Source organism: Polynucleobacter sp. P1-05-14, assembly GCF_018881675.1.
Taxonomy (GTDB): domain Bacteria; phylum Pseudomonadota; class Gammaproteobacteria; order Burkholderiales; family Burkholderiaceae; genus Polynucleobacter.
Genome location: NZ_JACVPV010000006.1, coordinates 43,554 through 62,183, shown reverse-complemented (window position 1 = coordinate 62,183; position 18,630 = coordinate 43,554). Strand labels below are relative to the sequence as shown.

Annotated in this window: 19 protein-coding genes; 9 read left to right on the top strand and 10 right to left on the bottom strand. The window is 47.0% G+C overall.

Features of this window, described 5'->3' with window-relative positions; translation table 11 throughout:
- The first annotated feature begins 3 nt into the window (after positions 1-3).
- The 5 genes from hrcA to dnaJ all read left to right on the top strand — a co-directional run bounded on the left by hrcA (position 4) and on the right by dnaJ (position 6,115).
- Positions 4-1,014 (top strand): heat-inducible transcriptional repressor HrcA, encoded by a 1,011-nt coding sequence (gene hrcA, locus ICN37_RS04305; RefSeq protein WP_216155137.1) that lies wholly within the window; start codon positions 4-6, stop codon positions 1,012-1,014.
- Between the two features lie 51 nt (positions 1,015-1,065).
- Positions 1,066-2,160: a ferrochelatase gene (gene hemH, locus ICN37_RS04300; protein WP_216155135.1), complete on the top strand. Its 1,095-nt coding sequence runs from the start codon at positions 1,066-1,068 to the stop codon at positions 2,158-2,160.
- 66 nt (positions 2,161-2,226) lie between these two features.
- On the top strand, positions 2,227-2,775 hold the full coding sequence (gene grpE, locus ICN37_RS04295; RefSeq protein ID WP_216155133.1) for a nucleotide exchange factor GrpE: 549 nt from the start codon (positions 2,227-2,229) through the stop codon (positions 2,773-2,775).
- A gap of 165 nt (positions 2,776-2,940) precedes the next feature.
- Positions 2,941-4,878, top strand: a complete 1,938-nt coding sequence (gene dnaK / locus ICN37_RS04290; protein ID WP_216155131.1) for a molecular chaperone DnaK — start codon at positions 2,941-2,943, stop codon at positions 4,876-4,878.
- A 100-nt stretch (positions 4,879-4,978) separates the two neighbouring features.
- Positions 4,979-6,115, top strand: coding sequence for a molecular chaperone DnaJ (dnaJ, locus tag ICN37_RS04285; protein ID WP_216120391.1), 1,137 nt, complete (start codon positions 4,979-4,981; stop codon positions 6,113-6,115).
- Between the two features lie 26 nt (positions 6,116-6,141).
- On the opposite strand, the gene panB is transcribed toward dnaJ, so the two are convergent.
- From panB to ICN37_RS04255, 6 genes are read right to left on the bottom strand one after another with little or no spacing between them, the layout of a single operon-like run.
- Complete coding sequence (gene panB, locus ICN37_RS04280; protein WP_216155129.1) at positions 6,142-6,957, bottom strand: 3-methyl-2-oxobutanoate hydroxymethyltransferase; 816 nt, start codon at positions 6,955-6,957, stop codon at positions 6,142-6,144.
- A gap of 17 nt (positions 6,958-6,974) precedes the next feature.
- Entirely contained in the window at positions 6,975-7,502 is a 528-nt protein-coding gene (gene folK, locus ICN37_RS04275; RefSeq protein WP_216155127.1) for a 2-amino-4-hydroxy-6-hydroxymethyldihydropteridine diphosphokinase, read from the bottom strand.
- 52 nt (positions 7,503-7,554) lie between these two features.
- On the bottom strand, positions 7,555-8,955 hold the full coding sequence (pcnB, locus tag ICN37_RS04270) for a polynucleotide adenylyltransferase PcnB (protein WP_216155125.1): 1,401 nt from the start codon (positions 8,953-8,955) through the stop codon (positions 7,555-7,557).
- On the bottom strand, positions 8,952-9,632 hold the full coding sequence (locus ICN37_RS04265; RefSeq protein WP_072582822.1) for an HAD family phosphatase: 681 nt from the start codon (positions 9,630-9,632) through the stop codon (positions 8,952-8,954). The genes pcnB and ICN37_RS04265 overlap by 4 nt, the downstream gene beginning before the upstream one ends.
- An 18-nt stretch (positions 9,633-9,650) precedes the next feature.
- Complete coding sequence (hda, locus tag ICN37_RS04260) at positions 9,651-10,406, bottom strand: DnaA regulatory inactivator Hda (RefSeq protein WP_216155123.1); 756 nt, start codon at positions 10,404-10,406, stop codon at positions 9,651-9,653.
- An 11-nt stretch (positions 10,407-10,417) separates the two neighbouring features.
- Positions 10,418-11,407 (bottom strand): AI-2E family transporter, encoded by a 990-nt coding sequence (locus ICN37_RS04255; protein ID WP_215320906.1) that lies wholly within the window; start codon positions 11,405-11,407, stop codon positions 10,418-10,420.
- Positions 11,408-11,479: 72 nt separating this feature from the next.
- Between ICN37_RS04255 and purM the strand changes: the two genes are divergently transcribed.
- Positions 11,480-12,532 (top strand): phosphoribosylformylglycinamidine cyclo-ligase, encoded by a 1,053-nt coding sequence (purM, locus tag ICN37_RS04250; RefSeq protein WP_216155121.1) that lies wholly within the window; start codon positions 11,480-11,482, stop codon positions 12,530-12,532.
- Positions 12,533-12,543: 11 nt separating this feature from the next.
- Here the strand turns inward: purM and miaA are convergent, their stop codons facing one another.
- The gene (gene miaA, locus ICN37_RS04245; RefSeq protein WP_216155119.1) at positions 12,544-13,551 is read right to left on the bottom strand and encodes a tRNA (adenosine(37)-N6)-dimethylallyltransferase MiaA; all 1,008 of its coding nucleotides are present in this window, start codon (positions 13,549-13,551) and stop codon (positions 12,544-12,546) included.
- Between the two features lie 58 nt (positions 13,552-13,609).
- On the opposite strand from miaA, the gene ICN37_RS04240 reads away from it, so the two are divergent.
- The gene (locus ICN37_RS04240; RefSeq protein ID WP_216155117.1) at positions 13,610-14,254 is read left to right on the top strand and encodes a VTT domain-containing protein; all 645 of its coding nucleotides are present in this window, start codon (positions 13,610-13,612) and stop codon (positions 14,252-14,254) included.
- Positions 14,255-14,299: 45 nt separating this feature from the next.
- Here the strand turns inward: ICN37_RS04240 and ICN37_RS04235 are convergent, their stop codons facing one another.
- A complete protein-coding gene (locus tag ICN37_RS04235) occupies positions 14,300-15,142 on the bottom strand; it encodes a SirB1 family protein (RefSeq protein WP_215320899.1) in 843 nt (280 codons plus the stop codon).
- 5 nt (positions 15,143-15,147) lie between these two features.
- Positions 15,148-16,701, bottom strand: a complete 1,554-nt coding sequence (gene murJ, locus ICN37_RS04230; RefSeq protein ID WP_216155115.1) for a murein biosynthesis integral membrane protein MurJ — start codon at positions 16,699-16,701, stop codon at positions 15,148-15,150.
- 151 nt (positions 16,702-16,852) lie between these two features.
- Here murJ and rpsT point away from each other — a divergent pair, with 151 nt between their 5' ends.
- Positions 16,853-17,119 (top strand): 30S ribosomal protein S20, encoded by a 267-nt coding sequence (gene rpsT, locus ICN37_RS04225; RefSeq protein WP_071466054.1) that lies wholly within the window; start codon positions 16,853-16,855, stop codon positions 17,117-17,119.
- 73 nt (positions 17,120-17,192) lie between these two features.
- Here the strand turns inward: rpsT and ICN37_RS04220 are convergent, their stop codons facing one another.
- Complete coding sequence (locus ICN37_RS04220; protein ID WP_215320896.1) at positions 17,193-17,507, bottom strand: DUF3579 domain-containing protein; 315 nt, start codon at positions 17,505-17,507, stop codon at positions 17,193-17,195.
- A gap of 152 nt (positions 17,508-17,659) precedes the next feature.
- On the opposite strand from ICN37_RS04220, the gene argF reads away from it, so the two are divergent.
- A complete protein-coding gene (gene argF, locus ICN37_RS04215) occupies positions 17,660-18,607 on the top strand; it encodes an ornithine carbamoyltransferase (RefSeq protein WP_215322353.1) in 948 nt (315 codons plus the stop codon).
- Positions 18,608-18,630: the final 23 nt, after the last annotated feature.

Here is an 18,630-nt window from a genome sequence, read left to right as displayed (position 1 = left end):
ACCATGGATGAACGTTCCCGCGCCTTACTAAAAACTCTCATCGAGCGCTATATCGAGGAGGGACAGCCTATTGGCTCGCGCACACTGTCTAGATTTTCGGGTTTGGACCTCTCTGCTGCCACTATTCGTAACGTGATGGCGGATTTGGAGGAAATGGGACTTGTTACCAGCCCCCATACTTCAGCTGGCCGTATTCCAACCCCCCGGGGTTATCGCCTGTTTGTAGACACCATGGTGACGGTGCGCCCTTTGGAGGCGATGGCTGCTAGAGAGGTTGAAAAAGGCCTTCTACCGGATTCTCCACAAAGGGTCCTGAACTCAGCAGCGCAGATTTTGTCGAATTTGACTCATTTTGCTGGGGTGGTCATGACGCCCAAGCGAGCCCAGGTTTTTAAACATATTGAGTTCTTGCGCTTGGGTGAAGGCAAGATATTACTTATCATGGTTACGCCAGAGGGAGATGTGCAAAATCGCATATTGCCAACTACTCAGGATTACACGCCGAGCCAACTTATTGAAGCGGGTAACTTTATTAACGCCCAGTTTGCCGGCAAAAGTTTTGATCAGGTGCAGATGCATCTGAAATCCGACTTAGATAATTTACGTACAGATATTGCTGGGTTAATGGCTTTGGCCTTGCAAACCGGTGTTGCTGATTACGACATGGGGCGAGGCGACATGGTTTTGTCTGGTGAGCGTCGCTTACTGAATGTTGGGGATTTAAGTTCCAACCTCGATAAATTACGCAAGATGTTTGACATGTTGGAGCAAAAATCGGTACTCATGCAATTGCTCGACGTATCAAGTCATGCGGACGGTATTCAAATATTTATTGGCGGTGAAAGTGATCTATTGCCTTATGAGGACCTCGCTGTGATCAGTGCCCCATATAGCGTGGACGGTCAAATAGTGGGAACGCTGGGGGTGATTGGGCCAACACGGATGGCATATGACCGAGTGATTCCGATTGTGGATATCACCTCAAAATTACTATCAGGTGCCTTAAGCTCCTGAGTGCAGGCCTAACTTTTTATTTTTAAAACTCATTACCAGAGACAGAACATCTTGAATCCGAATCCGCATCTACGTGCTTCCAAAACCGCAGTGTTGCTTTTGAACTTGGGGACACCATCCGCCCCAACATCTAAAGCAGTGCGCGCCTATTTAAAAGAATTTCTATCAGATCCACGCGTAGTAGAAATTCCGCACATTATTTGGTGGTGCATTTTGAATGGCATTATTTTGCCAATTCGCAGTAGTGCTTCTGCGAAAAAATATGCCTCTATTTGGTTGCCAAAGTTAGGCTCTCCCTTAATGCATTACTCACGCTTGCAGGCGAAAGAATTGGGCGAGAAATTTGCCAATGAGGGCCATGCAGTTTTAGTGGATTTGGCAATGCGCTATGGCCAGCCCTCTACACAGGTCGTCCTGGAGAGCCTGAAGGCACAAGGTATGGAGCGTTTATTGTTATTGCCTTTGTACCCTCAATACTCCGCTACAACCACGGCGTCTAGCTTTGATGAAGTCTTTCGTGTTCTGAGTACTTGGCGCGATCAACCTGAGCTGCGTTCAGTAAAGCACTATCACGACAACCCTGCTTATATTGCCGCATTGCGTGATCAAGTGTTATCGAGCTGGGATAAAGATGGCCGTCCAGATTTTGCAAAAGGCGATCGTTTTGTAATGTCTTTCCATGGTTTGCCAAAGCGTAATTTAATGAAGGGTGACCCCTATCATTGCGAGTGTCTGAAAACAGGTCGCTTGCTGGGCGAGTCTCTGGGTTTAGAGTCTGGACAATATATTGTGACCTTCCAGTCGCGCTTTGGTAAGGCGGAATGGTTAAAGCCCTATACAGCTCCAACAATTGAAAAGTTGGCTAAAGAAGGTTGTCAGCGCATCGATATTTTTTGCCCTGGATTTCCGGCAGATTGCCTAGAAACACTAGAAGAGATCGCCATGGAAGCCCGCGAAATCTTCCTAGAGCATGGCGGTAAAGACTATCGCTACATTCCCTGTCTAAACAGTAGCCCCAAGTGGATAGAGGCTCTGAGCGATATTGCCCATCATCATCTTCAAGGCTGGTCTTTAGGCGTGGAGTCTGATGCTGAATTAGCGAAGCGCAATGAAAGGGCTGAGCTGGCTGAAAGAATGAAGTCTTGAAATTGCAACAATCAGCCCCATATTGCAAAGTAAGAACCATCTCTATAGAAAAGTAAAATAGCGTCCATGACACAAGAAAACCAACACCCATCCCCAGAGCAAGAGAATCCTGCAACAGAGCCAGTTAGCGAAACTGTAGCTGAAATTCCGTCTGTAAAAACGCCTGAACAGGAAATTTCCGAACTCAATCAAAAGATTAGTGAGTTGCAAGACAACTTCTTGCGCGCTAAGGCGGAAGGAGAAAATATTCGTCGTCGTGCTGTGGAAGATATTGCGAAGGCACATAAATTTGCGATTGAAAGTTTTGCAGAGCATTTGGTGCCCGTGACTGACAGTCTTTATGCTGCATTAGGTACTGATGCTGGTGATGCCAAAGCCTTCAAAGAGGGGTTGGAAATTACTCTTAAGCAGCTACTATCTGCCTTTGAAAAAGGCCGCATGACAGAAATTAATCCTGCGGTTGGGGACAAGTTTGACCCGCATCACCATCAGGCAATTGCTTCGGTACCCTCCGAGCAGGAGTCCAATACGGTGGTTTCTGTATTGCAACGGGGCTATACCGTTGCTGATAGGGTTCTCAGACCTGCTTTAGTGATGGTCAGCGCCCCAAAATAAGCTAAATAAGGGCTAAAACCCTAAAAAAGGCATAAAAAAGGTAGAAAAAGGCAGATTTCTGCCTTTTTTGCTCTTTATCCCCTTGAAATCCCTTTTTTAGACCCCATTTACTGGGTATCGAAATATTTATCAGTACAACAAACAATTTAATTTTTTGGAGCAATTATGGGAAAGATTATCGGAATCGACTTAGGAACCACGAATTCATGCGTTTCAGTCGTTGAAAACAATGCACCTAAAGTTGTTGAGAACGCTGAAGGCGGTCGCACAACTCCATCCATCATCGCTTACGTTGAAGATGGCGAAGTATTGGTTGGTGCACCAGCAAAACGTCAGTCAGTGACAAATCCTAAAAATACCATCTACGCAGTGAAGCGTTTGATGGGCCGTAAATTTACCGATCCTGAAGTGCAAAAAGACATCGGCTTGATGCCTTATTCAATTATTGCCGCTGATAACGGCGATGCCTGGGTATCAGCACGCGACAAGAAAATGGCGCCACAACAAGTGTCTGCTGAAATCTTGCGCAAGATGAAGAAAACTGCAGAAGACTACCTCGGTGAAGAAGTGACTGAAGCGGTGATTACTGTTCCTGCTTACTTTAATGATAGTCAACGTCAGGCAACTAAAGATGCTGGCCGTATTGCTGGTTTAGATGTGAAGCGCATCATTAACGAGCCAACTGCTGCTGCATTAGCATTTGGCTTGGACAAGCAAGATAAAGTGGATCGCAAGATCGCTGTGTATGACTTGGGTGGCGGTACATTCGACGTATCCATTATTGAGATTGCTAACGTTGACGGTGAGAAGCAGTTTGAAGTGCTCTCCACTAACGGCGACACCTTCTTGGGTGGCGAAGACTTTGACCAACGCATCATTGATTGGATCATTGCTGAGTTCAAGAAAGAACAAGGCGTTGATTTGAGCAAAGACGTATTGGCATTGCAACGCTTGAAAGACGCCGCTGAAAAAGCTAAGATCGAATTGTCATCTGCACAGCAAACTGAAATCAATTTGCCATACATAACAGCTGACGCTAGCGGTCCTAAGCACTTGAACTTGAAGTTGACTCGTGCCAAGTTGGAGTCTTTGGTTGAAGAGTTGATCAGCCGTACAGCTGGTCCTTGCTTAACTGCCATTAAAGACGCTGGTGTAAACGTGGCTGACATTGACGACGTGATTTTAGTCGGCGGTCAAACCCGTATGCCTGCGGTTCAAGACAAAGTAAAAGAAATCTTTGGTAAAGAACCCCGCAAAGACGTTAACCCAGATGAAGCCGTTGCTGTTGGCGCCGCTATTCAGGGTTCTGTATTGTCTGGCGATCGTAAGGACGTATTGCTCTTGGACGTTACCCCGTTGTCATTGGGTATCGAAACTCTTGGTGGCGTCATGACCAAGATGATTCCTAAGAACACCACGATCCCTACCAAGCATTCACAGGTTTACTCCACTGCAGAAGACAATCAGCCTGCTGTAACCATTAAGTGCTTCCAAGGTGAGCGCGAGATGGCTGCTGCAAACAAGTTGCTAGGGGAATTTAACCTTGAGGGTATTGCTCCTGCGCAACGCGGTATGCCACAAATTGAAGTGACTTTTGACATCGATGCTAACGGTATTTTGCATGTAACAGCAAAAGACAAGACCACTGGCAAAGAGAACAAGATCACCATCAAGGCAAACTCTGGTTTGACTGAAGAAGAAATTCAACGCATGGTGAAGGATGCTGAAGCCAATGCTGCTGAAGATAAGAAAGCGCTTGAGTTGGTAACTGCTCGCAATACTGCAGATGCCTTGGCTCACTCAACCAAGAAGGCTTTGGAGGAGCATGGTGCTAGCTTAGAGGCTTCCGAAAAAGAAGCGATTGAAGCAGCCTTAAAAGACTTGGACGAAGCTATTAAAGGTAGCGACAAAGAGGTTATTGAAGCTAAAACTGAGGCTTTAGGTAAAGCAAGTCAGAAGTTAGGCGAAAAAGTTATGGCGGCTGAGCAAGCTAAAGCTGGTGGTGCCGCACCTGGCGCAGCTCCTGGTGGCGCAGCCCCTGGCGCTGCCCCTGATGCAGATGTTGTTGATGCTGACTTTAAAGAGGTTGATGACAAGAAGTAATTCTGTAATCAGACATTCATTAACGTAGTTTTGATGTACTTAAATAACAAGTCGGCCTCGTGCCGACTTGTGTCATTCAGGTTGTTGAGAGGAATAGGCCGTGCCTAAAAGTAAACGCGATTTTTATGAAGTGCTTGGTGTAGCAAAAGGTGCCAGTGACGATGAGCTAAAAAAGGCTTATCGCAAGATGGCGATGAAACATCACCCTGATCGCAATCCCGATAGCAAAACGGCTGAAGCCCAATTTAAAGAAGTTAAAGAAGCTTACGAAACCTTAACCGACCCCAATAAGCGCGCGGCTTACGACCAATATGGTCATGCTGGCGTCGACCCATCTATGGGTGGCGGATTTGGCGGTGGCGGTTTCGGGGGCGGTGGATTTTCTGATGCGTTTGGGGATATCTTTGGTGATATCTTCGGTCAAGGCGGCGGCCGTCACTCTGGCCCTCAAGTTTATAAAGGCGCAGATTTACGCTACAACATGGACATTACGCTTGAGCAAGCGGCTGAAGGCTATACAACCCAAATTCGTGTACCTAGCTGGAGTAATTGCAAGCCTTGTCATGGTACCGGCGCAGAGCCAGGATCTAAGGCTGAGACATGCACAACCTGTAATGGTCATGGTCAAGTGCGTGTGCAGCAAGGCTTCTTCTCCATGCAGCAAACTTGCCCTAAGTGCCGCGGCACTGGCGAGTACATTCCTAAGCCATGTAAAACTTGCCACGGCAGTGGAAAACACAAAGAACAAAAAACACTTGAGATCAAAATACCGGCAGGCATTGATGATGGAATGCGTGTCCGCTCAGTGGGTAACGGTGAACCAGGTGTCAATGGTGGACCATCCGGCGATCTTTATGTAGAGGTGCGTGTTAAGCCGCATAAAGTCTTTGAGCGTGATGGTAGTGATTTGCATGTACAAATGCCAATCTCTTTTGCGACAGCTACTATCGGTGGTGAAATCGAAGTGCCAACACTCTCTGGTCGCGTGGAGTTTCCAATCCCTGAGGGAACTCAGACGGGTAAGACTTTCCGCTTGCGAAATAAAGGCATCAAAGGATTGCGCTCAACCATGGTGGGCGATCTCTTTGTCCACGTTCTGGTAGAAACTCCGATTAAGCTTACTGAAGAGCAAAAGAAATTACTACAGCAGTTTGACGACAGTCTGAAATCTGCTGGCGACAAACACAGCCCTCAACAAAAGGGTTGGTTTGATGGTGTAAAGAGTTTCTTTAGCTAGTAACTAATTGGCAGCCAAGCTGCCAATTAGCCAGCAAAGCCATGCTCGGGTCCGGGGAATTTCCCGGACTTTACTTCGCGCACATAAGTCTTGATGGCGGCTTCAACGGAGTGATGGCCATCCATAAAGTTTTTGACAAACTTCGGCGGCTTACCGGGGCTGATGCCCAACATATCCTGCAGAACCAATACTTGACCAGAGCAATCTGGACCAGCACCAATTCCGATAGTGGGAATATGAAGCTCGGCAGTAATCTTTTTACCCAATGAAGAGGGAATTGCTTCCAACACTACCATTTGCGCCCCAGCTTCTTGGCAGGCAAGTGCTTGCTCAAGCATGACGCTGGCCGCATCTTTAGATTTGCCCTGCACTTTGTAGCCGCCCAAGACATGAACTGATTGAGGTAGTAATCCTAAGTGAGCACAAACAGGAACACTGCGTTCAACCAAATATCGAATGATGTCTACTTGCCAATCGCCGCCTTCCAACTTCACCATATCGGCACCTGCACGCATGAGTGTTGCCGCTGAATCTAAAGCTTGAATAGGATCGCCATAACTAGCAAAGGGTAAATCGGCAATGACAAATGCATGGGTATTAGCACGGGCTACACATTCGGTGTGATACGCCATTTGTTTAATGGTCACTGGTGTAGTGCTGGAGTGTCCTTGAACGACATTCCCAAGAGAGTCACCAATCAAGATCGTTTCAACAGCGCAGCGATTGAGAAGGGCTGACATAGTTGAGTCGTATGCTGTGAGCATGGCAATTTTTTCACCCTCAGCATGCATTGCGAGGAGCTTAGTAATTGTGATTGGCTTATCGCCTTGTAAGTAACCCATGGCGAGAGTTTAATGAATTAATGCGCCGTTTGGCTATAAACGTCTTTTTCCCCGCAATTACAGTTCCTGCAGGGGAGTTTTTCAATTCTTTGGTGTGCCACGTTGGGTAGGTAGGCCTTGAGTTCGCCCCAGTTAGGCAAAAAGATATCGGGAGCGATTTCCAGCAGGGGTAGGAGCACAAATGAGCGCTCGATAATTCTAGGATGCGGCAACATCAATTCTGTTTCGCTTTGAGTAACCCCTTCAAACGAAAGGATGTCTAGGTCAAGAGTCCGGGGGGCATTTGCATATGGGCGCTCACGACCAAATTCTTGTTCAATGGTTTGGCAAACGTGTAATAGGCCATATGGACTTAATTCAGTCTCAACCTCAATGACGGCATTAATGTAGTCGCCGCCCGCAGCCTCAACGGGTGCACTTTGATAAAAGCAGCTTTTTGCCAAGATTTGAAGTTCGGACCGCAATGCCAAGCAAACAATGGCATCAGTAATAAGCTGACGCGTGTCGCCGATGTTGCCGCCAAATCCGATATATGCCCGTGCCATAGGTTTCCAAACTAGAGATGAAACTACTTTACTGAAATTTCTCTAAGTCTGCTTAGCTTGCTGCACTCTCTGGGGGCAATGCCGCTTTTGGCTTTCTTCGACGCCGTCTTTTGGCAGGACTTGGACTGCTACCAGATTCATTTTTGACGCCAGCCATCAGCTTATCTTGCCCTGTGACGTCGGTTGCAATGAAGTCTGCCCACCACTGCCCGATTGCTGGGTTTAATTCCTCGGTGGCGCAGCGGAGCAACATAAAGTCATAACCCGCTCTAAAACGTGGGGATTCGATGAGGCGATAAGGGTAGCGCCCCACGCGTCTCTCAAAGCGGGGTTGCATAGACCAAATTTCGCGCATATCGCTTTCGAAGCGTCGTTGAATCGTCATGCCGCTACTTTGAGTGGCAATCGTGTCGTCCATCGCATCATGCAAGGCAGGAATATTAGCCATTCCTTTAGCGGAGTTGGCCTTCCAATTCTTTAGTAGATCAGGCCAGAGTAGGGTGGCAAATAAAAATCCAGCAGAAACGCTTTTACCGGATTGAATGCGTTCGTCAGTATTGGCCAAAGCCAGCTTTACAAAATCATTGGCCCCCTTGGAGTCTGCGCCTGTATCCAGAATGTGGTCTAAGAGCGGGAGAAGACCATGATGCAATCCAGCATCTTTGAGCCCTTGGATTGCTGCCCAAGAGTAGCCGGACATCAAGAGCTTCAAAATTTCATCAAAGAGCCTCGCAGAGGGGACGTCGTTTAATAATTTGCCTAGCTTTGCGATGGGCGCGCGTGTAGCACCATCTAATTCAAAGCCAGTCTTTGCTGCGAAGCGTACTGCCCTGAGCATGCGAACAGGATCTTCGCGATAGCGCTTTGCTGGATCGCCAATCATGCGCAAAGTTTTCTTTTGCATATCTGCCATGCCGCCGTGATAGTCCAAAACAGTTTCGGACGAAGGGTCGTAATACATTGCGTTGATTGTGAAATCGCGTCTTGCAGCATCCTCACCTTGCGAGCCCCAGACGTTATCGCGCAGGATCCGGCCGCTCTCAGCTACGTGATCTCCAGCGTTATCTAATAGGGCCCTGAAGGTGGATACCTCAATGATTTCAGGGTGGCCTTTGCCAAAAAAAGTCACGTGCACAATTTGAAAGCGGCGACCAATTAGGCGCGCTTTGCGAAAGAGTCTTTGCACTTGATCTGGTGTTGCATTGGTTGCCACGTCAAAATCTTTTGGACTGATACCTAGAGCAAGATCTCTAACAGCGCCACCGACAATAAATGCCTCAAATCCTGCCTGCTGCAATGTGTGCGTTACCTTGACTGCATTCTTAGAAAGCAAATGCGGATCAATTCGATGTGCTTTTTTAGGGATGCGCTTTGGGGCGCCAGTATTGTTGGCCTGCGTATGCTTGACCATCGGGTCACGCCGCAAAATACGTTTAATAAATTTAGTGATCATGCAAACAATTCAAGAATGGGCCAGTTGCGCTGCTTAGCTTCGTTGCGAAGACGATCATCTGGATTGGTGGCAACAGGATGACTTACTTTTTCGAGTAAAGGAAGATCGTTCATCGAGTCAGAATAAAAATAACTATAAGGTAAAGCATCTAGAGACAGTTTTTGCGATGCTAACCAGTCGTGTAGATTTTGAATCTTACCTTCGCGGAAATTGGGAATGCCTTTGACTTCCCCAGTGTAGTTACCTAATGGATGGTTGTCTGCGGTGGCTGGCTCTGTGGCAATCAGGTGCTCAATGCCAAAGCTTTCAACAATAGGGCGTGTCACAAAGCTGTTGGTGGCAGTAATCACGCAGCAAAGATCACCAGCATCTTGGTGACGTTTTACTAGATCGATTGCTTGTTGTCGGAGTTGGCCATTAATAACTTCTTTCATAAACGCGTCGTGCCACTCTTTGAGTTGCGCGCGTGAATGTTCTGAGAGTGGCTTAAGAGCAAAACGCAGAAACTCATGAATATCCAGATTGCCTTCTTTATAGTCTTGATAAAAGCGCTCGTTTTGTCGTGCATAGTATTCGCTGTCTACAACACCAATGCGAGCCAAAAATTGGCCCCATTCGTAATCGCTATCGCAAGGCAAAAGGGTGTGGTCTAAATCGAAAAGGGCTAGCTGAGTCACGAATTGATATTTAATAAATTATTTGGGCTGCAAGAGCTCGCGAACAAGGGGTAAGGTTACAGCACGTTTTGTTTCAAGGGAGTAAGCGTCTAAAGCATCCATCAATGCCATCAAGCTGGGCATATCGCGATAAAAGCGACTTAACAGCCAGGGCAACACATCGGGGGATAAAACAAGCCCTCGCTCTTTGGCCGCTTCCTCTAGTGCTTGTATTTTCTCATCATCATCCAAAAGCTGCGTTTGAAAGATTAAGCCCCAGCCCAGACGGGTTCGCAGGTCTTCTCGAAGCTTGAGATTGGCTGGAGCAGCGTTTCCGGCCATAAAAATATGAATCGCTTTGCTTCCTTGAACGCCATTCAGGATCCGAAATAAGGAGCCAACAAGACGATCATCTAGCTGGTCAACATCATCAACGGTGATGACTGAAGGGGTATCACTTTCAGTCATTACATTCATCTTTTCTTCTAAGCGAACCCAAGCAGTAGGCTCGAGGGGAGAGAGGGTAATGTATAACAAACCAGCACGCTTGGCTGCATTTTCAATGGCGTTGAGTAGGTGGGTGCGACCTGAACCCTCTGGCCCCCACCAATAAATCCAACGTTGATTGAGTGGGTTATCAGAGCTTGGAGCGCTGACCTTGCCCCAAGATTTTTCAATATTTTGCAGAGCAGAAATTAAGGCGAGATCTTTCCCGGGAAGATAGTTTTCTAAACTAGCTATGGGTGAGTGGCTAATGTCTAGCGCAAATTGTTTTGGAAGCGGGGGTGTATTCATTACTACCAAATTTATTTTTGATACCAAGAGCTTTGCGTATAAATAGACCATAAGTACTGGACCAAGACTAAGCTGACCGCACTAATTGGCAGGGCGAGTAATACACCAAAGAAGCCAAATAGCTTGCCAAAAAAAAGCAAGGCAAACAGAACGGCAACGGGATGCAAGCCAATACGCTCGCCCACTAGGCGGGGCGTCAAGAAGAAGCCTTCTAAAAATTGCCCAATTCCATAGATGACCAGTACGCCGATGATTTCTGAGCCCGGACCAAATTGAAGAAGGGCCGAAACTATAGCAAGCGTGAATCCTAGTGCGATACCAATATAGGGAATCACAATCATTAATGCTGTAAATACACCCAAGGCAACGGCACCTCTAATGCCGATTAAACTTAAGCTAATACTATAAAAAGCGGACATGATGGAGACAACAATCACCATGCCATTGAGATACTGCGAGAGCAGTCCATCGGTATGCATTGCAAGATGATGTACGGTTTCTTGGGCGCGCTTAGGCACTAAATTTTTGACGTACTGAAAAAATTGATTCCAATCGATCAATAAATAAAACATCACAAATAGAATTAATACGGAATTTACAAAGCCAGTAATTACTGAGCTACCCGACATGAGTACGGTATCTATCGTAGTACTCATCAGAGAGTCAGCATTGTCGCTAATGTGTTCCGAAATTTTTTGAGAGGCGGTGCTTTTTAGGCTGCCCCAATCAACATCAATATGAAAATCAGCTAATTTTGGGCCTAGCCATGCTTGCGTATTTGCTATCCATGTTGGTAGCTGGGCTTTTATTAGGGGAATTTCTGTTTTGAGGAGGCCAATAAATAGGCTCACAATCGCAATTACGACTGTCAGACCCAGAACTACGGTGAGGGCTGCGGCCAAAGATGCGGCTAAGCGCCTTCTTTCCAGCCATAGAAAAGCAGGCCTCAGGATGTAGGCAAGGATGAATGCAGCCAGAAAAGGGGTAAAAATTTCAGCCATGACGAGTAATCCTCTAGAATTCAATGATTCTACTGACCTAGTAGCATTTTTTACTAATATTCCAGCGCTGACATGACCTCATCTACTAATTCTTCCTCAAAAGGCCTTTCCTACCGTGACGCTGGTGTCGATATTGATGCTGGGGATGCCTTGGTTGACCGCATTAAGCCGCTTGCCAAGAAAACCATGCGCGAGGGTGTTTTGGCTGGAATTGGTGGCTTTGGAGCCCTTTTTGAGGTGCCTAAGCGCTTTAAAGAGCCAGTTTTGGTATCTGGTACCGATGGCGTTGGTACCAAGCTAAGGCTTGCTTTTGAGTGGAATCGTCATGAAACCATTGGTCAAGACTTGGTCGCGATGAGTGTAAATGACATCCTAGTTCAGGGCGCAGAACCCCTTTTCTTCTTGGACTACTTTGCATGCGGCAAGTTGACTGTCGATACAGCGGCTACGGTTGTTGGTGGTATTGCCAAGGGTTGTGAATTATCTGGCTGCGCATTAATCGGTGGCGAAACTGCAGAAATGCCAGGCATGTACCCTCCAGGTGAATATGACTTAGCTGGATTTGCAGTGGGTGCAGTTGAAAAATCCAAAATCATTACTGGCGCAACCATTGTTCCTGGTGATGCGGTATTAGCAATTGGCTCTAGTGGCGCGCATTCAAATGGCTACTCATTAGTCCGTAAGATTATTGAGCGTGCTGGTGCAAAGCCAACGGATGATTTAGGTGGTCGTTCATTGGGTGATGTCGTGATGGCGCCAACTGAGATTTATGTGAAGCCACTTCTCAAATTGATTGCTGAAATTAATGTAAAAGGAATGGCGCATATCACTGGCGGGGGTTTGGTGGATAACGTGCCACGTGTACTTCCAGAAAATACTCAAGCTGTTTTACATCGCGATAGCTGGCAAATGCCAGACCTTTTCCGCTGGTTGCAAATGAAGGGCGGCGTTGCTGATGTAGAAATGGTGCGCGTATTTAACTGCGGCATCGGTATGGTTGTGATTGTTGCGCCTGATCAAGTAGATACAGCAATCAAATCATTAACTGCGCAAGGTCTTAAGGCTTGGACAGTTGGTGAGGTGGTGGAGCGTCCAAAAGATGCGCCACAAACCATCGTTATCTAAACGATCTATTTTTATTTTTGGATGAGATTGCTTTTGCAGTAATCTAATGCCGCCTTCAGTTCTTCCGGGTTGAAGGGGTCAAATGTGCTTCTTCCATCTATTGCACGCAGCCAAGTCAGTTGACGCTTACCAAGTTGGCGCGTGGCTGCCAATGCTTTGTAGCGCATTTCTTCAGCATCAATTTCACCATTGAGAAACTCCCAAGCTTGGCGATAACCAACCGAACGTATCGCTGGAAGATCCGCATGCAATCCAGTATTGGTACGCAGAGTTTTGACTTCATCCATAAATCCAGCGGCAAGCATTTCATCAAAACGCCTTTCTAAGTTCAGATGTAATCGCTTACGATCGCTTGGTTCAAGTGAAACTAACTTAATCCATGACGGAATCGCTGAGCCTTCTCTGCCATCTTCACTGGGTGAGTCGGCCAGTAATATAGACATCGGTTTGCCAGTAATTTCATAAACTTCTAGAGCGCGCTGCACTCGCTGAGAATCATTTGGCTTTAAGCGTGCTGCAGTTTCAGGATCAATCTTGGCAAGCTTGTCGTGCATTGCTGGCCAGCCAATGGCTTTACCCTCTTCATCCAAGCGAGCACGAATTTCTGGATTTGCTGGAGGGAGCGAGGAGAGGCCATGCGCCCATGCCCGCCAATACAACATCGTTCCGCCAACCACCACTGGAGTATTGCCTCGCGCGCGAATCTCGGTGCAAAGACGTTTTGCATCATTAGCAAAACGGGCCGCTGAATACACTTCAGTAGGATCGATTATGTCAATCAGATGATGAATAACCGCTTCTTGTTCTGACTTAGTTGGTTTGGCACTCCCGATATCTAGACCCCGATAGACCAAAGCAGAATCCATACTGATAAGTTCAATCGTTAGGCCAATGGATTTAGCATACGCAGCCAAAGACATGGCGAGATGGGTTTTGCCTGCTCCAGTGGGCCCAACAATACAAAGCGTTGAGACTTCATCGGGAGCATGCATAGGCTGAATGTAGGGTTCAGTTGGCATACCTGATTATAAGAGCCTGTTAATATCCGCAACAACCCATAAGTTAGAGAGCGAGTTGATGGATACCCTTTTGCAAATCAGTGATTTATTGCTGCATATTGATAAACATCTAGATATGGTGATTCAGCAATACGGTCCTTGGGCCTATGGCCTCCTATTTACTATTGTTTTTGCAGAAACAGGCTTAGTGGTTGCACCTTTCTTGCCTGGAGACTCACTCTTATTCATTGCAGGTGCCTATTGCGCTACCGAGCATTTCAATATCTGGACCTTGTGTATGGGTTTATTGATTGCTGCAGTCGCGGGTAATACGGTGAACTACTTCATTGGTCGTTGGATTGGTAAAAGGGTGTTCAGTAGTCAATCGCGCTGGATTGATCAAGGCGCTTTATTAAAAACCCACGCGTTTTATGAAAAGCATGGTGGCAAAACAATCATCCTTGCCCGCTTCTTGCCAATTATTCGTACCTTTGCACCTTTTATTGCCGGCGTATCCGAGATGAACTTCTCACGCTTCCAGTTATTCAATATCACTGGTGCGGCGTTGTGGGTCTTTGGGTTGTTAGTTGCTGGCTATTTCTTTGGCAATATTCCCGTTATCCGTCAGAACCTCAATGTGATCGTGCTGGTTGGCGTGGGTGCAGCTGCTGTGCCAGTGTTATTTGCAGCAGGCTATAAAATTTTTCAGCGCAATAAAAACTAACAGAGGTTTAAAAACCAAAGCACTAACACTAACGCCCAATCGGCTTTAGTGCAGCTTGGTTTGACTTTCAAGTGTGGCAATGTGCTCGCGGATGTCGCCAGCATCCTCAGCTTCTGGAACTTCGCTGAGATAGCGATGCATATCCGCCAATGCGGGACGTAAGTACTCAAGTTGCGCAAAAATCAAACCCCTGTCCCGAATCTCTTCAATAGAGTCTGGTAACAGGATCACCAAGCGCTCTTGAATGCCTAGTAAACGCTCCCAGCGCTCATGTTCCGAGTAAATCATTTTGAGATTTCTTAGAAAGCGCGACAGAATCTCTCTCGAGCTAGAGGCGCGCAGGAATATATTGAGCGGCAGACTCAAGTCACCCCGATAGCCTTTAGCGTCTAAGTAGGGATCGAGCATTTCTTGTAACTGAGTCTTTGATAACGATTCACCAGTCAAGGGATCCATGATGACTTCACCCTGCTGCAAAGAGATGCGCATCATGAAGTGATTTGGAAATGAAACCCCCCGAATTTTCAAACCAATTTGATTGCCTAATTCCATCATCAAAATCGCTAATGAGATGGGGATCCCTCTGCGATTTTCGAGAATGTAATGCAAGTACGAATTCTCGGGAGCATAAAAATCATTTGGATTTGGGCCAAAACCCAACTCGGTATAAAAGAAATGCTTCAAAATTTGTAAGCGCTGAACGGGTGAGGTATCCGGCGTGATGCGAGTTTTGAGTTTGTTACCCATCTCATCAATTTGATCGAGTACCCCTTGAACATCAAGATCAGGATAGGCGTGCTGTGCGACAGCAATTGCTGCTTCCGTTAGTGGCAGATGTTCGTCTTCAGCAACTAGGGAGGTGAAATAGTCGAGTTGTTGTGTTGGCATACTGGCTATTTTGCATGACGCAAGAATTTTTGCCAGCGAATTCCAACCAAGCCCAGGGATGCGAAGTAAACAATGGCGGCAAGACCTAGCCATGTTCCCACCAAGCCAATGCGCAGCCATGGCTCAGTTTGGAGGGCAATCCAATTGTGTGTGCCAGCAGCATAAAAAAGCACTGCTGCGAAGGGGATGAGCGCTAGAAATAGCTGACCGAGATACTTGATCCAGCCTGAATTCGGCAGGGCTCCGCGTCGATGCAGTCCAACCCAGAGCAAGGCGGCATTCAGACAAGCACCAGTGCCAACTGAAAGGGCAAGGCCAGCATGACCAAGCCAAGGTACGAATACTAGATTGGCTAACTGAGTGGCTACTAAAACGAGTAGCCCAATCTTCACGGGTGTGCGGATATCTTGACGTGAATAAAATCCAGGCGCCAAAATTTTCACCAGAATCAAACCAATGAGGCCAACCCCATAAGCCGCTAATGCACGTTGCGTCATCAAGACATCAAGCGCACTGAATTTGCCGTAGTGATACAAGACCGCCGCTAAAGGCTCGCCAAAGATAAAGAGTGCAATTGCGCAAGGTGCAGCTAGCAGGAAGGTGAGCTGCAATCCCCAGATGAGTAACTCACCAGCATGTACTAAATCATTTTTGGCGTTGGCCTTACTGAGACTTGGTAAAAGAACGGTTCCCAAGGCAACACCCAGTAATGCTGTTGGAAATTCCATCAAGCGATCTGCGTAAGATAACCATGACACACTTCCTGCCTGCAGACGCGAAGCAATATTCGTATTAATGATCAGAGAGATTTGCGCAACAGAGACTGCAAAAACTGCTGGGCCCATTAATTTCATGACGCGCCTAGCTTCCGGGTTGGTGACGGCTGATTTAATGGCGCCAGGTAACAAACCAATACGAGGCAATAGGCCGAGTCGAGCAAGCGTTGGAACTTGAAGGGCAAGCTGGAGTATTCCGCCAAGCAAAACACCAATACTTAAGGCATAAATTGGCTGCTCTAAGTGGGGAGCCAAAAAGATGGCGCTACCGATTAAAGCAAGGTTGAGCAAGACAGGCGTAAATGCCGGAATTGCAAAGCGGTGATAAGTGTTCAAGATCCCTGCTGAGAGAGAGACCATAGAAATCAGTCCAATATAGGGGAACATGATTTGGGTCATAACGACGCTGGCGTCATAGGCTGGACCACCTTTAAACCCGGTAGCAATCACCAGAATGAGTACTGGGGCACCAATGACTCCTAGCAGTACCGTGAGCAGCAAAGCCCAAAATAAGAGCGTGGCGACCGCATTTATGAGGATTTTGGCCTTAGTTTGATCTTCGTTTGTGGCAATTTCGCCCAAAATCGGCACAAAAGCTTGAGAAAAGGCTCCTTCGGCAAATAGCCGACGTAGCAAATTGGGTAGCCTAAAAGCAACATTAAAGGCATCTGTCCACTCGGAGGCCCCAAAACTACGGGCAATGAGGGTCTCCCGGAGCAGGCCCGTAATACGGGACAGCATGGTTAGGGAGCTGACCTTGGCAGCGGCAGAAAGCAGATTCATGAGGCGATTTTCACCTATTTATCGGTCGGCTGGGCTTTTTTGCCCCTTTAAGGTAAAATCTTGGGTTTTGGCGAGCTTGCTTATGATTTTGGCAAGTCCGCAAGATTTTTAACTAATCGCATTTTGCATTTTATAGAGGCAAGGTTTAAAGATGGCCAATACAGCACAAGCGCGCAAGCGTGCACGCCAAGCAGTAAAACAAAACGAACATAACTCCAGTTTGCGTTCAAAGCTCCGCACTTCCATTAAGGCAGTTCGTAAAGCGATTGAAACTGGTGACAAAGCTTCTGCTGCGAAAGTTTTCGCGGCAACCCAAGCAACAATCGACAAGATTGCTGACAAAAAGATTGCTCACAAAAACACTGCAGCTCGTCAGAAGTCACGTTTGTCTGCAGCTATCAAGGCGATGGCAGCGTAATACAGTTTTAGTTTTAGGCTGGTCGAAGTAGTTTCGACCTAAGCCCGCTCCTCATCAGAGCGGGTTTTTGTTTTTAAGGCTGGGTTGGGGTTGTTGGGTTGAACTCACACGCCTCTTCGATTGGTAGGCTATTGTCTTTGGCAAAGTTCATGACAAAGTCTAGCGCTCGAGGATCTAGGTCCCTCAGTCGAGTATCAATAACAACGCATTTCACTTTTGCAATAAGCACTGGTCTGACATAGGGCGAATAAGTGAAGCGAGGGTCCCCGGAGTCACCCGGGGGGCGAAAAGTAGCCATCACCCCGCACAGACGCTCCGCCCAATCGCTGGGCCGAAATGGTTTGCCAGAAGTGGTAATGCCTTGAATGAAAAGCTTTTTGTGGTTCAAGTTCGCGTAATGATGGTTGTAAGAAATGGAATTACTAAGTCCTCTAGCTTAACAGCCCAAGTTGGCCGTAAGATGGCTTTAGGGTCTATTTTCGTGCAGCCGAATGTTTGAAGAAAAAAATGCAAGCCAAAACTTTAGTAGAAAGCTCAACTATGACATCGCTGGCAAAGCCTCAAGTGCCCGGTAAGGTAAAGCACTACCTGCAGTTTTCTGATCTGACTCGTGAGGAGTACGATTATTTACTCAAGCGTTCGGCGTGGCTTAAGGCCAAATTCAAGAGCTATGAAACCTGGCATCCACTGCATGACCGCACTTTGGCCATGATTTTTGAGAAGCATTCCACCCGGACTCGCCTCTCCTTCGAGGCAGGCATCCATCAGCTTGGTGGTCATGCGGTATACCTGAACACCCGAGATACTCAGTTGGGTCGTGGCGAGCCTGTAGAGGACGCTGCTCAGGTTATTTCACGTATGACGGACATCATCATGATTCGCACCTTTGGCCAAGACATTATTGAGCGCTTTGCTGCTAATTCACGAGTGCCGGTAATTAATGGCCTGACTAACGAATTTCACCCTTGCCAAGTATTGGCCGATATCTTCACGTTTGTAGAGGCCCGTGGCCCGATTCAAGGAAAGACGGTAGCTTGGGTAGGTGATGCCAATAATATGGCCTACACCTGGATACAAGCAGCTGAATGTTTAGATTTTCAGTTGCGCTTCTCTGCGCCAGAAGGTTATCAGTTAGAAGCAACACGTTTATCGCCGCAAGCTGTAAAGCATTTGACGATTTGTGCCGATCCTAAAGAAGCCTGCAAAGGTGCTGACCTAGTGAGTACCGACGTCTGGACCAGTATGGGTTATGAAGACGAAAATACTTTACGTATGAATGCTTTCCAAGACTGGATGGTGGATGAAGAGCTGATGTCCTTGGCTAAGCCTGACGCACTATTTATGCACTGCTTGCCAGCACATCGCGGTGAAGAAGTTTCAGCAGGAGTGATTGATGGGCCTCAAAGTATTGTTTGGGAAGAGGCCGAAAACCGTTTGCATGTCCAAAAAGCCCTAATGGAGTATTTACTCTGTGGTCGTTTAGATTAAGTAATAAAACTTCAGCAATAAAA

Coding starts and splice junctions, on each gene's coding strand:
- hrcA (WP_216155137.1), top strand. CDS start 4: ATGGATGAACGTTCCCGCGCCTTACTAAAAACTCTCATCGAGCGCTAT.
- grpE (WP_216155133.1), top strand. CDS start 2,227: ATGACACAAGAAAACCAACACCCATCCCCAGAGCAAGAGAATCCTGCA.
- dnaK (WP_216155131.1), top strand. CDS start 2,941: ATGGGAAAGATTATCGGAATCGACTTAGGAACCACGAATTCATGCGTT.
- panB (WP_216155129.1), bottom strand. CDS start 6,957: ATGGGTTACTTACAAGGCGATAAGCCAATCACAATTACTAAGCTCCTC.
- folK (WP_216155127.1), bottom strand. CDS start 7,502: ATGGCACGGGCATATATCGGATTTGGCGGCAACATCGGCGACACGCGT.
- pcnB (WP_216155125.1), bottom strand. CDS start 8,955: ATGATCACTAAATTTATTAAACGTATTTTGCGGCGTGACCCGATGGTC.
- hda (WP_216155123.1), bottom strand. CDS start 10,406: ATGAATACACCCCCGCTTCCAAAACAATTTGCGCTAGACATTAGCCAC.
- ICN37_RS04255 (WP_215320906.1), bottom strand. CDS start 11,407: ATGGCTGAAATTTTTACCCCTTTTCTGGCTGCATTCATCCTTGCCTAC.
- purM (WP_216155121.1), top strand. CDS start 11,480: ATGACCTCATCTACTAATTCTTCCTCAAAAGGCCTTTCCTACCGTGAC.
- miaA (WP_216155119.1), bottom strand. CDS start 13,551: ATGCCAACTGAACCCTACATTCAGCCTATGCATGCTCCCGATGAAGTC.
- ICN37_RS04240 (WP_216155117.1), top strand. CDS start 13,610: ATGGATACCCTTTTGCAAATCAGTGATTTATTGCTGCATATTGATAAA.
- ICN37_RS04235 (WP_215320899.1), bottom strand. CDS start 15,142: ATGCCAACACAACAACTCGACTATTTCACCTCCCTAGTTGCTGAAGAC.
- murJ (WP_216155115.1), bottom strand. CDS start 16,701: ATGAATCTGCTTTCTGCCGCTGCCAAGGTCAGCTCCCTAACCATGCTG.
- rpsT (WP_071466054.1), top strand. CDS start 16,853: ATGGCCAATACAGCACAAGCGCGCAAGCGTGCACGCCAAGCAGTAAAA.
- argF (WP_215322353.1), top strand. CDS start 17,660: ATGACATCGCTGGCAAAGCCTCAAGTGCCCGGTAAGGTAAAGCACTAC.